This window comes from Curtobacterium sp. MCPF17_003, from assembly GCF_003224385.1.
GTDB classification, from domain to species: Bacteria; Actinomycetota; Actinomycetes; order Actinomycetales; family Microbacteriaceae; genus Curtobacterium; species Curtobacterium flaccumfaciens.
Map to the genome: position 1 here is coordinate 148,074 of NZ_QKLC01000008.1, position 13,314 is coordinate 161,387.

Annotated in this window: 14 protein-coding genes; 3 read left to right on the forward strand and 11 right to left on the reverse strand. The window is 71.3% G+C overall.

All coding sequences use genetic code 11. The features are described 5' to 3' along the window. Nucleotides 1-3: 3 nt before the first annotated feature. Nucleotides 4-1,041, forward strand: coding sequence for an LLM class flavin-dependent oxidoreductase (locus DEJ30_RS10305; protein ID WP_110861080.1), 1,038 nt, complete (start codon nucleotides 4-6; stop codon nucleotides 1,039-1,041). Nucleotides 1,042-1,090: 49 nt separating this feature from the next. Here the strand turns inward: DEJ30_RS10305 and DEJ30_RS10310 are convergent, their stop codons facing one another. Further along, nucleotides 1,091-1,549 (reverse strand): ASCH domain-containing protein, encoded by a 459-nt coding sequence (locus DEJ30_RS10310; RefSeq protein ID WP_220032950.1) that lies wholly within the window; start codon nucleotides 1,547-1,549, stop codon nucleotides 1,091-1,093. A gap of 124 nt (nucleotides 1,550-1,673) precedes the next feature. Here DEJ30_RS10310 and DEJ30_RS10315 point away from each other — a divergent pair, with 124 nt between their 5' ends. Further along, nucleotides 1,674-2,120 (forward strand): DUF2510 domain-containing protein, encoded by a 447-nt coding sequence (locus DEJ30_RS10315; protein WP_181420090.1) that lies wholly within the window; start codon nucleotides 1,674-1,676, stop codon nucleotides 2,118-2,120. Between the two features lie 15 nt (nucleotides 2,121-2,135). On the opposite strand, the gene DEJ30_RS10320 is transcribed toward DEJ30_RS10315, so the two are convergent. The 10 genes from DEJ30_RS10320 to DEJ30_RS18175 form a co-directional block, all read right to left on the reverse strand. After that, nucleotides 2,136-3,116, reverse strand: coding sequence for a site-specific tyrosine recombinase XerD (locus DEJ30_RS10320; protein ID WP_110861086.1), 981 nt, complete (start codon nucleotides 3,114-3,116; stop codon nucleotides 2,136-2,138). A gap of 38 nt (nucleotides 3,117-3,154) precedes the next feature. Beyond that, entirely contained in the window at nucleotides 3,155-3,754 is a 600-nt protein-coding gene (locus tag DEJ30_RS10325) for a DUF1349 domain-containing protein (RefSeq protein WP_110861088.1), read from the reverse strand. After that, complete coding sequence (locus tag DEJ30_RS10330; protein WP_071245128.1) at nucleotides 3,751-4,326, reverse strand: NUDIX hydrolase; 576 nt, start codon at nucleotides 4,324-4,326, stop codon at nucleotides 3,751-3,753. The genes DEJ30_RS10325 and DEJ30_RS10330 overlap by 4 nt, the downstream gene beginning before the upstream one ends. 178 nt (nucleotides 4,327-4,504) lie before the next feature. Continuing rightward, the gene (locus tag DEJ30_RS10335; RefSeq protein ID WP_258369896.1) at nucleotides 4,505-6,220 is read right to left on the reverse strand and encodes a CTP synthase; all 1,716 of its coding nucleotides are present in this window, start codon (nucleotides 6,218-6,220) and stop codon (nucleotides 4,505-4,507) included. A 138-nt stretch (nucleotides 6,221-6,358) separates the two neighbouring features. Then, nucleotides 6,359-8,053, reverse strand: a complete 1,695-nt coding sequence (gene recN / locus DEJ30_RS10340) for a DNA repair protein RecN (RefSeq protein WP_110861090.1) — start codon at nucleotides 8,051-8,053, stop codon at nucleotides 6,359-6,361. 36 nt (nucleotides 8,054-8,089) lie between these two features. Continuing rightward, nucleotides 8,090-9,013: an NAD kinase gene (locus DEJ30_RS10345; RefSeq protein ID WP_071245131.1), complete on the reverse strand. Its 924-nt coding sequence runs from the start codon at nucleotides 9,011-9,013 to the stop codon at nucleotides 8,090-8,092. Next, on the reverse strand, nucleotides 9,010-9,843 hold the full coding sequence (locus DEJ30_RS10350) for a TlyA family RNA methyltransferase (RefSeq protein ID WP_110861093.1): 834 nt from the start codon (nucleotides 9,841-9,843) through the stop codon (nucleotides 9,010-9,012). The genes DEJ30_RS10345 and DEJ30_RS10350 overlap by 4 nt, the downstream gene beginning before the upstream one ends. Then, entirely contained in the window at nucleotides 9,836-10,003 is a 168-nt protein-coding gene (locus DEJ30_RS18170; RefSeq protein ID WP_181420091.1) for a hypothetical protein, read from the reverse strand. Before DEJ30_RS18170 ends, DEJ30_RS10350 begins: the two co-directional genes overlap by 8 nt. Nucleotides 10,004-10,013: 10 nt before the next feature. Next, entirely contained in the window at nucleotides 10,014-11,003 is a 990-nt protein-coding gene (locus tag DEJ30_RS10355) for an HAD-IIA family hydrolase (protein WP_110861095.1), read from the reverse strand. 13 nt (nucleotides 11,004-11,016) lie between these two features. Continuing rightward, nucleotides 11,017-11,856 carry a hypothetical protein gene (locus DEJ30_RS18175; RefSeq protein ID WP_110861097.1) on the reverse strand — a complete coding sequence of 280 codons (840 nt, stop codon included), beginning with the start codon at nucleotides 11,854-11,856 and terminating at the stop codon, nucleotides 11,017-11,019. On the opposite strand from DEJ30_RS18175, the gene DEJ30_RS18180 reads away from it, so the two are divergent. Continuing rightward, the gene (locus DEJ30_RS18180) at nucleotides 11,806-13,245 is read left to right on the forward strand and encodes a hypothetical protein (protein WP_181420092.1); all 1,440 of its coding nucleotides are present in this window, start codon (nucleotides 11,806-11,808) and stop codon (nucleotides 13,243-13,245) included. The two genes, DEJ30_RS18175 and DEJ30_RS18180, sit on opposite strands and share 51 nt — an antisense overlap. The last annotated feature ends 69 nt before the right edge of the window (nucleotides 13,246-13,314 follow it).

Consider the following 13,314-nt stretch of genomic DNA (forward strand, 5'->3'; position numbering starts at 1 on the left):
CGCATGGACATGACGAAGATCGGATTCCTGTCGTTCGGACACTGGCGTGACGTGCCGGGGTCGAAGGTGCGCAGCGGGCGGGAGGCCCTGGTACAGGCGATCGACCTCGCGGTCGCAGCCGAGGAAGCCGGCGTCGACGGCGCCTACTTCCGCGTCCACCACTTCGCACCGCAGCAGGCCGCACCGTTCCCGCTGCTCTCGGCCATCGCCGCGAAGACCAGCCGGATCGAGATCGGCACCGGCGTCATCGACATGCGCTACGAGAACCCGCTCTACATGGCGGAAGAAGCCGCGGCCACCGACCTGATCTCCGGAGGGCGACTGCAGCTCGGTGTCTCGCGGGGATCACCCGAGACCGCCCTCGCCGGCTACCAGCAGTTCGGCTACGTGCCCGACGCCGATGACGAGAACGGCGGTGACATGGCCCGTGCGCACACCGACGTGTTCCGCCGCGCGATCGCTGGCGAGCCGATGGCCCACGCCAATCCGCAGATGACCGGCTCGGTCGGGTCCCTGCCGATCTCCCCGCTGTCCGACTCGCTCGGCGACCGCATCTGGTGGGGCGCCGGCACCCGCGCCACCGCGGAGTGGACCGCCGAGCACGGCATGAACCTGATGTCCTCGACCCTGCTGACCGAGGACACCGGTGTGCCGTTCGACCAGCTGCAGGCCGAGCAGATCGAGCGCTTCCGCCGGGTGTGGTCCGAGTCGGGCTGGGACCGCGAACCGCGCGTCTCGGTCTCGCGCAGCATCATCCCGATCATCGACGACGAGTCGCGCCACTACTTCGGCGTGCGCGCGCAGGTCGAGGGGCAGGACCAGGTCGGGCACCTCGACGGCGGGCTGGCCCGGTTCGGCCGGTCCTACATCGGTGAGCCCGAGCATCTCGTCGCGGAACTCGCGGCCGACCAGGCCGTCCGTGCTGCCGACACCGTGCTCGTCACCGTGCCGAACCAGTTGGGCGTGGACTTCAACGCCCGGCTGCTCGCCGCCGTGAAGGACGTGTTCACCGAGGTCGACGCGGAGCCGGTCCCCGCCTGACCCCGGATCGGGATCGGGATCGGGCTCGGGCTCGGGCTCGGGCTCGGGCTCAGCCGTTCGGCCAGAGCAGCCGGAACCGCTCGCACACGACCGGCATGTCCGGCGCGAACCCGCGCGGGTTCTCCGAGTGTGCGCGCCAGAACGCCTCATGCACGGTCCGCCAGTGCTCGAGCGTCCGGTCCCCTTCCCCCTCGGCCCAGGCGTGGTCCGCGCCGACCTGGTCGAACGGCACCACCCGGACCACCGTCGTCTCGATGACGGCACGGGGCGCACCGGAGCCGTCGGTCACGATGCCCAACTCGTCGGCTGCCGGCAGCGGGTCACCGGTCGCCTCGTAGTCCCAGAGCGACGACGCCGTGCCGACCTTGACCCCGTCGACCACGAGCTGCAGGAGCGCGTCCGCCTGCTCCGGGGTCGCGCCGAAGGACCACGCCTCCGGCACGGCCGTCGGGAGACTCGGACGCTCACGGCGTCGCGCGGTCCAGAAGTCGTCGAGCGTCGAGGGCACGCCCCGACCGTAGTGCACCGGCCCGGTCCCCCCTTGTGCTGACACCCGGCTGGGGACTGGGGCGAGGCCGACCGCGCTCCTAGGCTCGGGAGCGTCGATCCACCCCGCACCTCGAGGAGCAACCGTGACGCTGCCGGCCGCAGGCTGGTTCCCGGACCCGCAAGACGCCCGTCGTCTGCGCTGGTGGGACGGTCGCACCTGGGGCGCAGCCACGCGAGTCCCTGCGGCCGCCACGGAACCGGTCACGCCGATCGTCGTCGCTCCGGTGGGGCCGTCGTTCTCGGTGCAGACCGCGGCGATCCGGACGGACGCGTGGGCATCGGGCACCACCGGCGACCGTCGGCTCGGTGTGTTCACGGTGCTCGCGGTGCTGCTCGCCGTGGTCTCGGTCGTCGCGAACCCCTGGGGCCTGGCGGGACTGCTCGCGGTGGCGTGCGGCGTCATCGGCATCGTCCGTCCCGGGGCCGTCGGCGCCTGGGCGGTCCTGGCGCGGAGCGCTTCGGCGAGCGCGCTCGTCGTCGCGGTGACGACGACGGTCATCGCCGCGTCGGCCCAGTTCCACCTGTTCTGAGCGCGCAGAGCGCGCCTACCGCCGCGCCCGAGGGTGCGCCGTCTGGTACACGTCCCGCAGCATGTCCGCCGTGACCATCGTGTAGATCTGCGTCGTCGCGACACTCGCGTGCCCGAGCAACTCCTGCACCACGCGCACATCAGCACCACCCTCGAGCAGGTGCGTCGCGAACGAGTGCCGGAACGTGTGCGGTGACACGTGCGCCTCCAGGTCGGCGGCAGCAGCGGCGGCCTGGATCACGAGCCAGGCGCTCTGCCGTGACAACCGCGCTCCACGGGCACCGAGGAACAGCGCCGGTGTGGAGGGCCCGCGCGCAGCGAACACCGGCCGTGCGCGCACCAGGTAGGCGTCGATCGCGGCCCGGGCGAAGCTGCCGAGCGGCACGATCCGCTGCTTGTTGCCCTTGCCGGTGACCTTCACGACGGAGAGCTCGCCGTCAGCGTCCGACAGCGTCGTCACGTCGTCGACCGACAGCCCCACCGCCTCGGAGATCCGCGCGCCGGTGGCGTAGAGCAGCTCGAGCAGGGCCTTGTCCCGCAGCTGGACGGGGTCGTCGGCGTCGACGGACACTGCCCCGAGCAGCCGTTCCATGTCCTCGACGGGGATCGCCTTCGGCAGCCGCATCGGGGCCTTCGGCGGCCGGACGGCGGTGCCGGGGTCGAGCGGAAGCCAGCCCTCCCCCGCAGCGAAGGCCGTGAACGAGCGCACCGAGCTGAGCATCCGCGCGATCGACCGCGGTGCGAGCGGGCCCGACGGCCGAGTCGCCAGGTGCTCGACGAACCCCGAGACGTCCGCCCGTGCCAACCGTGCCACGTCCCGCAGCGCCGAGGACCCCCCGGCCCGGTCCGCACCGTCGGACTCGACGACCGGAGCGGCCGCCAACCACGACGTGAACACGGCGAGGTCCCGCCGGTACGCGGACAACGTGTGCTGCGAGAGCCCCCGCTCGATCGCGACGTGCCGCAGGTACGTCTCCACGGCACGGTCGAGGGGCATCACCTCAGCAGGCTAACCGGCGCGGGGCAACCCACCCGTCAGTGCAACGCCTCGTCCGGCGCGCCCACGCGGAACCCGGTGAACGTCACGGTCAGCCCGGCCCGCGTCGGCCCGGCGCACAGCAGCCCCGCGGACACGTCGGCGTCCGGGTCGAGGTACGCGACCCGGACGAGGCGGGACTCGTCACCCTCGGCCCACGCCCGGATCGTCACGGCGTCACCATCGCGGCTCGCGCGGACGGTCACCACCCGGCCCGCCCACTCCGGCACGGGCGACACCGACCAGTCCGAGAACCCGCGCGTCACCACGGCGCCGAGCTGCGGCGCTCCGTCCGAGAACTCCACGCCGGCCTTGATCCAGGTCTGTTCGTCGACGCGCAGGAACACCCCGGCCTGGTCGAACTGCTCGGTGAAGTCGAGCACGAACGACGCCTCGACCGAGAACGGCCCGTCCGTCGGCTGCAGCAGCGCGTGCTCGGAGTCGTGCACGAACCCGTACGAGGTGGTCCGCCAGGCGTCACTGCCCTCGACCGCGGTGACGCGGAACACGTCGCCGTCGAACTCGGCGGCCTCCGGCTCGTGCGTCCACGTACCCGTGGCGACCAGGTCGCGCAGACCGTCGGCCGCGGACCCGCTCACTTGCCGCGCTGTTCGATGGCCTCGACGGCGAGCGTCGCGACGACGAGGGCCGAGTTGTTGAGCCGACCGCCCAGGATCCCCTCGAGCAGCTCCGCCCGCGGGACCCAGCGCGTCACGATGTCGGCCTCTTCCGCCTCGCGCTCGAACGCGGACTCGGTCGACCGGACACCGCGCGCCCGGTAGATCTGGATGAACTCGTCGCTGCCACCCGACGACGTGTTGTAGCGGACCAGGGGCTCCCACGTGTCGGCCTCGAGGTCGGCCTCCTCGCCCAGCTCGCGCTTGGCGGCCGTCAGGTGGTCCTCGCCCTCCATGTCGAGCAGACCCGCGGGCAGCTCCCAGTCGCGCAGCCGCACCGGGTGCCGGTACTGCTGGATGACCAGGACGCGGCCCTCGTCGTCCTCGGCGTACACGGCGACGGCACCCGTGTGGTCGATGTACTCGCGGACCATCGAGTCGCCGTTGTAGGCGACGGTGTCGCGGCGCACGTCCCAGACGGCTCCCTCGTACACGACGGTGGATTCGGTGACCTCGAAGGAGGCGGACTCGTCAGCGATCGGTGCGTCTGTCACGTCTCCATCCAAGCACGCGCGCACCTGACGCCCCCATCGGAACCAGGTTCCGGACACAGCACCGCGTCGTTCCGTGGTTCCGCGTCCGGAACCAGGTTCCGTGGACGCGACCCCACGACGGACGGGAGGCGCGGTGCCAGCTGGCACCGCGCCTCCCGTCCGATCGTGAGACCGGCGCTTACGCGACCTGCTCCTCGGTCTGCGGGTCGAACAGGCTGGACGCCTCGTGGCGCTCGATCGCGGCCGCGACGAGCCCCGCGAACAGCGGGTGCGCATCGGTCGGACGCGAGCGGAGCTCCGGGTGCGCCTGCGTGGCGATGTAGAACGGGTGCACGTCGCGAGGGAGCTCGACGTACTCCACCAGCGTGCCGTCGGGCGACGTGCCCGAGAAGACGAGGCCGGCGTCCGCGATCTGCTCGCGGTACTTGTTGTTCACCTCGTAGCGGTGACGGTGCCGCTCGGAGGCCTCCGGCGCACCGTACAGCTCCGCCGCCAGCGAGCCCTCGGTGAACGACGCCGGGTACAGGCCCAGGCGCATCGTGCCGCCCAGGTCGCCGCCGGCGATGATGTCCACCTGCTCCGCCATCGTCGCGATGACCGGGGTCGAGGTCTCCGGGTCGAACTCGGTGCTCGACGCGTCGGTCAGACCGACCTCGTGGCGGGCGTACTCGATGACCATGCACTGCAGGCCGAGGCACAGGCCGAGCGTCGGGATGCCCTGCTCACGCGCGAACTTCAGCGCGCCGAGCTTGCCCTCGATGCCGCGCACGCCGAACCCGCCGGGGATGCAGATGCCGTCGACGTCGCCGAGCTGCTTCGCCGCGCCCTCGGGCGTGGTGCAGTCGTCGGACACGACCCACTTCAGCGTCACCTTGGCGTCGTGCGCGAAGCCGCCCGCACGGAGCGCCTCGGTGACCGACAGGTAGGCGTCCGGCAGGTCGATGTACTTGCCGACCAGGGCGATCGTGACGGCCTTCTTCGGCTCGTGCACGGCCTTCAGCACCGGGGTCCACGCGGTCCAGTCGACCGGACCGGCATCGAGCTTGAGCGCGTCGACGATGACCTGGTCGAGGCCCTGGTTGTTCAGCAGCGTCGGCAGGTCGTAGATCGAGGGGACGTCCACGGCGTTCACCACGGCGTCCTCGTCCACGTCGCACATCAGCGCGATCTTGCGCTTGTTCGACTCCGACACCGGACGGTCGCTGCGCAGCACGAGCGCGTCGGGCTGGATGCCGATCGAGCGGAGCGCGGCGACGGAGTGCTGCGTCGGCTTGGTCTTCTGCTCACCCGAGGCGTTCATGAACGGCACCAGCGAGACGTGCACGAAGAACACGTTGTTGCGGCCGAGCTCGTGCCGCACCTGTCGGGCGGACTCGATGAACGGCTGCGACTCGATGTCGCCGACGGTGCCACCGACCTCGGTGATGATGACGTCGGGCTGCGGGTCGTTCTGCGCCTGCTCGCGCATCCGCCGCTTGATCTCGTCGGTGATGTGCGGGATGACCTGCACCGTGTCGCCGAGGTACTCGCCGCGACGCTCCTTGGCGATCACGGTCGAGTACACCTGACCGGTCGTGACGTTCGCGGCCTGCGACAGGTTGATGTCGAGGAAGCGCTCGTAGTGCCCGATGTCGAGGTCCGTCTCCGCACCGTCGTCGGTCACGAAGACCTCGCCGTGCTGGAACGGGTTCATGGTGCCCGGGTCCACGTTGAGGTACGGGTCGAGCTTCTGCATGACGACCTTGAGGCCGCGAGCCGTGAGCAGGTTGCCGAGGCTGGCCGCCGTCAGGCCCTTGCCGAGAGACGAGACGACCCCGCCGGTCACGAAGATCTGCTTCGTCACCTTCGGGGTCGAGATCGAAGAATTGGTACCGCCGCTGAGAGTGTCCGCCACGGGATTCCATCGTACGTCAGAACTGCCGGGAGGCGCGACCTCGGTTCGCCGTGGGCGTTGCGCGGGTGGGCGGCCGGGTCCTCGGGCCGTGGCCGGGTCCGGGTCCGGTCCCGGGGACAGTACCCGCGTGCCTGGTCGTCAGGCCCGCTGGCCGGCCACGTTGAGCAGCTCGCGTGCGTGCTCGATGCCACTGGCGCTGTCGCCGAGTCCGGAGAGCAGCCGTGCCATCTCCTGCAACCGGTCCTCGCCCTCGAGCCGGCGCACGCTCGACGACGTGACGGCCCCGCTGGCGTCCTTCACGACGTTGAGGTGGTTGTTCGCGAAGGCCGCGACCTGGGCCAGGTGCGTGACGACGATGACCTGCGTGCGCTCGGCGAGCTTCGCCAGCCGTCGGCCGATCTCGATCGCCGCCGCCCCACCGACACCGGCGTCGACCTCGTCGAAGACGAACGTCGGCACCGTGGTGCTGCCGGCCATGACGACCTCGATCGCGAGCATCACGCGGGACAGCTCACCGCCGGACGCACCCTTGCCGATCGGCCGGGGGTCGGTGCCGGAGTGCGGCTGGAGCAGGATCGTGACCTGGTCACGGCCGTGGCGGCGGTACTCGCCGGCCTCGGTGACCTCGACCACCAGGGTCGCACCACCCATCGCGAGGGTCTTCAGCTCAGCGGTCACGCGCTTCGCCAGGTCGGCCGCGGCCTTGGTGCGCGCCGTGGTGAGCGCGGCGGCGGCGGTCTCGAGCGCCTGCTCGTCCTGCTCGACCGACTGCTGCAACGCCGCGATCCGGTCGTCGTCGCCGTCGAGCTCGAGCAGCCGGTCGCTCGCGCGCTGTCCGTAGGCGATGACGTCGTCCACCGTCTCGCCGTACTTGCGGGTGAGGCCGGCCAGCAGGGCACGGCGTTCGTTGATGAGCTCGAGGTCGTGCCCGGCCTCGGGTTCCAGGGAACCGAGGTAGCTCGAGATGCTCGCCGAGGCCTCGGCCGCCTGGATCCCGAGCTCCGTGAGCTGCTCGAGCACCGGCTGCAGGGCACTGTCCGACGACACGACGCGCTCCACGGCCCGGCGTGCGGACTCGACCAGGCCGACGACGTCGGAGACGCCGTCGAGGGACTCGCTGGACAACGCCTCGTGCGCCAGGGCCGCGGACAACCGGAGCTCCTCGAGGTTCCCCAGCCGTTCGGCGCGCTCGGCCAGCTCGACGTCCTCGCCGGGCTGCGGGTCGGCGGCCTCGATCTCGTCGGAGGCCGCGCGGAGCCGCTCGGCCTCGGCCACCCGGTCGTCCCGGTCGCGGACCAGGACCTCGAGTTCACCGGCGTGCTGCTGCCAGGCGTCGTACGCGGCGACGTACCGGGCGACGGCCTTCTCGAGCGAGGCTCCCCCGAACCCGTCGAGGGCGGCCCGCTGCGCAGTGGCGGAGGTCAGGCGGATCTGGTCCGACTGCCCGTGCACGGTGACGAGCTGGTCGGCGAGCTCGCCGAGCACCGCCACGGGCGCACTGCGACCGCCCACCGTGGCACGGCTGCGCCCCTCGGCGGAGACCGTGCGGGTGAGGATGAGTTCGCCGTCCTCGACGGTGCCGCCGGCGTCCTCGACCCGTTCGGCGACCGCGTCCTGTTCGGGGACGTGCCAGCGGCCTTCGACGACGGCGCTCGACGCGCCGCGGCGCACCGAACCGGCATCGGCCCGCGCACCGAGCAGCAGCCCGAGCGCCGTGACGATCATGGTCTTGCCCGCACCGGTCTCCCCGGTGACGACGGTGAAGCCCGGCCCGAGTTCGAGCGTGGTCTCACCGATGACACCGAGGTCGCGGATCGCGATCTCCTCGATCATCGGTCGTCCTCCGTGCTCATCGATCGTCCTCCGGGCTCAACGGTCGTCCTCGTCGCTCTGGGGGCCGCGCCACCCGGCGACGGGCAGCTGGAACTTCGCGACCAAGCGGTCGGTGAACGGAGCGTCCTTGAGTCGGGCGACACGCACCGGATCGGGCGAACGCCGGACCTCGACACGGGCGCCCGGAGGCAGGTCGTGGGTGCGTCGGCCATCGCACCAGAGGACACCGACACCGCTCGTGCGCCGCAGGACCTCGATCGCGAGCGTGCAGTCCGGCCCGACGACGATCGGACGGGCGAACAGGGCGTGGGCGCTCAGCGGCACCATGAGCAGCGCGTCGACGTCCGGCCACACGATGGGGCCACCGCCGGAGAACGAGTACGCCGTGGAGCCGGTCGGGGTCGACACGACCACGCCGTCGCAGCCGAAGGACGACAGCGGGCGGCCGTCGACCTCGGTCACGACCTCGAGCATCCGCTCCCGCGAGGCCTTCTCGATCGTGGCTTCGTTCAGCGCCCAGCTCGAGTAGACGATCTGGTTGCCCACGACCACGTCGACCTGCAGGGTGACGCGTTCCTCGACGTTGTACTCGCCGGACAGCGCGCGCTCGACCGTCTCGGACAGACCGTCACGCTCACTCTCGGCCAGGAACCCGACGTGCCCGAGGTTCACCCCGATCAGCGGAGCGCCGGTGTTCCGCACGAGTTCCGCCGCGCGGAGGATCGTGCCGTCGCCACCGAGCACGATGACGATCTCGAGCTGGTTCGGCTGGACGTCGACGCCGAGGATGTCGACCTTGCCGACCGACGCTTCGGCACGACGGATGTCGGCGTACTCGTCGAAGGGCATGACGGGCGTGAGACCGGCTGCGTGCAGGAGGTCACAGACCTCGACCGCAGCGTCGATCGAGTCACGGCGACCCGTGTGGGACACGAGCAGGATGTGCCGTTCGTCACTCATGAAGACCCTTCCGTGAGTTCGGTCGCCCGGACTCTCCATTCTGTCGGATTGCCCCCGACACCGCGCTGGAAGCGGGCCAGGTACTCGTGGTTGCCGTGTGTCCCGACGATCGGGGACGCGGCGAGCCCACTGGTGCCGAGGCCCAGGTCCCACGCCGCCCACAGCACGTTCATGAGCGCGTCGTTCCGCAGCCCGGCGTCGTGCACGATGCCCTCGCGCACACCGCCACGGCCCACTTCGAACTGGGGCTTCACCAGGAGCACGAACTCGTCCGCGGGGACGGCTTCGGCCAGCGCCGGCAGCACGAGTCGGAGCGAGATGAAGGACAGGTCCCCCACCACCAGGCTCGTCTCGGCGGCGGCGCCGTCGAGCGCCAGGTAGTCGGCGCGCGTGAGGTTCCGCGCGTTCGTCCCCTCGACCACGGCGACGCGTTCGTCGAGCGCGATGGTGGGGTGCAGCTGTCCGTGGCCCACGTCGAGCGCGATGACACGGCGCGCGCCGCGTGCGAGCAGCACCTGGGTGAACCCGCCGGTGCTCGCGCCCACGTCGAGCACGACCCGGTCGGCGGGGTCGACGTCGAACGCGTCGAGTGCGCCGACGAGCTTCCGGGCGGCGCGCGAGACCCATTCGTCCGCGGCGTCGACCTCGATGTCCGCGTCGGATGCGATCGGCGTCGACGGCTTCAGGACGGCACGGCCGCCCACGAGCACCCGGCCGTCCTGGATCAGCTTGCTGGCGACGGTCCGTGACCGTGCGAGCCCGCGTGCGGCCAGCAGGGCGTCGAGGCGGACCGGCGACGCGTCGTGCACGGCTCCGTCCGGCTCAGGCACTCGCGGAGCCGCCGCTCTCGAGCCGCGTCCGCAGCTCGTCGTGCAGGGCGGAGAAGGCTTCGGCACGGTCGGCGAGCGGCAGGGCCTCGGCCTCGGCTGTGCGCGCGGCGAAGGCGTCCTGCTGCTCGGGTTCGGCGGACGGCTGCTCGGGGTTCGGCACGTCCGACACGCTACTCGCCGCCGTACAGCTGCGGGTCCACGTCGAGGCCGTAGATGGCCAACCCGGACTCCCAGATGAGCGTCGAGCCGGCACGGAGCCGATCGATGTCCGTCCCGGCGTCGAGCACCCGGACGACGTGCCCGCGCATCGCCACCGTCGAGGTCCCGACGGTCACGTACCGGGTGCCGTCCTCGTCCTCGCGCCGCGCCGTCTCCGGGTAGGGCTGGGACAGCCCCCGGAGGTCTTCGAGCACGTACGTGGGACGCGAGCGCTGGTCGGCCGCGAGCACCTGCTTCGCCTTGTCGATGCCGGTGAGCACGAGCACGCTCGGGATCCCGGCGTCGTTCGCGCCCTTGATGTCGGTGTCCAGCCGGTCCCCGATGAACAGGGTCCGACCGCCGCCGAAGCGCTCGACCGCCGTGTCGAAGATCGGCCGCTCGGGCTTGCCGGCGACGACGGGCATCCTGCCGACTGCCTGGTGCACGGCGGACACGAGCGTGCCGTTGCCGGGTGCGATGCCCCGCTCGACCGGGATCGACCAGTCCATGTTCGTGGCCACCCACGGCACGTCAGGGTCAGCCAGGGCGAACGAGGCCTCGGCCAGTTCCTTCCAGCCGAGGTCCGGCGAGAAGCCCTGGATGACCGCGGCCGGGGAGTCCTCGGCACTCGAGGTGACCGTGAACCCGGCTGCCTCGACGATGCTCGACAGGCCGAGCCCGCCGGTGACCAGGACGGTCGATCCGGCCGGCACCAGGGTCGCGAGCAGCTGGACGCCGGCCTGCGACGAGGTGACGACGTCACCCTCGGACACCTCGAGACCGTAGCGCTCGAGGTGCTCGGCAACGTCGATCGGGCGGCGCGACGCGTTGTTCGTGATGTAGCCGACCCGCGCCCTGAGCGATGCCCGGGTCAGGGCTTCGACCGCGTGCGGGATGGCGTTGCGGCCGCGGTAGACGACGCCGTCGAGGTCGGTGAGGACCACGTCGACGCCGTCAGTCAAGGCCGCCGAGTGCTCAGTCGGCTGCGGAGCCGTCGACGTCGCGGGGGTTGTCGTCGTCGATCTCGCCGGGCTCGTCGGCTGCGGAGGTGTCGTCGTCGAGGTCGTCGAGGGCGGGTTCGTCATCGAGGTCGTCGGCGGATTCGTCGTCGCCGTCGAGTTCGTCGGTCGCGACGTCGTCGGCTCCGAGGTCATCGGCGTCGTCGTCTCCGGCGTTTCCGTGTTCTTCGACTTCGAGCGTTTCCTCGACCACATCAACTGTCTCCCAAGCGTTGTCGTCCGCGATTTCGGCGAGGGCCGCTGCCGCGCGGTCCACACGGGCCCACCACTCGTCGGCCTCGTCCTGTCGACCGAGCTCCTCGAGCGTGGCCGCGTAAGCACTGTAGAGCGCCGGGGACCACGTGTAGGCGGTCGACGGGTCCAGCTGTGGAATCTCCAGCTCGCCGAGGGCCGCTGTGGGATTCCCGAGGTCGAGACGAGCGCCGGACATGGCGATCGCGAGCTCGACCTGCACCGGGGTCTCGAGGGCCGAGCGCTCGACCGAGCGACCGAGTTCGAGTGCCCGCTCCGGACGACCCAGGCCACGCTCGCAGTCCACCATCATCGGCAGCTGGTCGTTGCGACCCGAGATCCGACGGTAGGTGCGGAGTTCCCGGAGCGCGGTGGCGAAGTCGCCGAGGCGGTACGCGGTGATCGCCGCCGTCTCGCGGACGACACCGACACGACCGGCACGACGAGCAGCGCTCAGGGCGTGCTGGTTGGCCGTCTCGGGGTCGTCGTCGACGAAGAGCGCAGCCGCCACGAGGTGACGCGCAACCCAGTCGGCGTTGTCCTTGCTGAGGGTCTTCAGCTCCATCCGGGCCGCGGGGTCGAGGTCGCGCGCCTGGATCTCCTCGGGGATCTCCGGGTCGTCGTGGCGCGGACGGATCGACTTCGTGCCGTACGGGTCGCGGTCTTCCCAGTCGTCGCGCGCGGCCTCACCGAAGCGGGCGCCGGAGTGACGGCTGCCGTCCCCGAAACGACGACGTTCATCACCGCCGTCGCGACCCGGGCGGTCCGACGAACCGCCGCGGAACGGACGGTCGGAGGAACCACCACGGGCCGGACGATCGGAGGAACCACCACGGTACGAGCGGTCCCCGTCACGAGCCGGACGGTCCGAGCCACCACGGTACGGGCGGTCGCCGTCTCGGGCGGGACGGTCCGAACCACCACGGTACGGGCGGTCGCCGTCTCGAGCGGCACGGTCCGAGCCACCGCGGTACGGGCGGTCGCCGTCACGAGCCGGACGGTCCGAGCCACCACGGAACGGACGGTCGCCGTCACGGCGCGGCCGGTCAGAGGATCCGCCACGGTAGGGACGATCACCGTCTCGAGCGGGACGTTCGGACGATCCACCACGGTACGGACGATCGCCATCACGAGCGGGACGGTCCGAACCACCGCGGTACGGGCGGTCGCCATCACGAGCGGGACGGTCCGAGGAGCCGCCACGGAACGGACGGTCCCCATCACGACGCGGACGGTCGGATCCGCCCTGGAACGGTCGGTCGCCGTCACGGCGCGGCCGGTCCGAGCCACCACCACGGAACGGACGATCACCGTCACGAGCCGGGCGGTCCGAGCCACCACGGTGAGGACGATCGCCATCGCGCCGCGGACGATCGGCACCGCGCGGACCATCGCCGCGCGGCGGCCGACCGGAGTCACCACGGTCGCCCTGCCACGACGGCCGGTCGTTCCGGTCGCCGGATCGGAACGGACGATCGCCGTCGCGACGCGGCGCGCTGTCCCGTCGGGGTGTGCCGTCACGGAACGGACGGTCTCCACCCTGCGGACGATCACGACGGTCACCTTCACGGCGCTCGAACTCGCGAGGTCCCGACGACCAACGACCATCGCTCTGGCCGCCCCGCCGCGGAGCGCCGTCGCGACGGGGGAACCGGTCGCCGTCCCGTCGGGGTCGATCTCCGCGGTCCCCGTCGTTCCGCCGCTGATCGTCGTCGTTCGCCACCGTTGCTCCTCATCGCGTGCCCGGTGCAGTGCCTCGGGCGTTCGTCCGCTGTGTCGTTGTGTTGGGTGCCGCGTCGGTCGCCCGACGTCGGCTTCCAGTCCATCACGAACCGGAGCCGGCGTCGAGCGAACGGCGGCAGAAACAGAAATGGCCACCGGCCCCAACCGAGAACGAGGGCTTCCCCTGCGAATTCTCGATGGAGGGCCGATGGCCACATCTTTCATACGTTAAGTCCGGCGGCGTCCTACTCTCCCACAAGGTCCCCCTTGCAGTACCATCGGCGCTGAGAGGCTTAGCTTC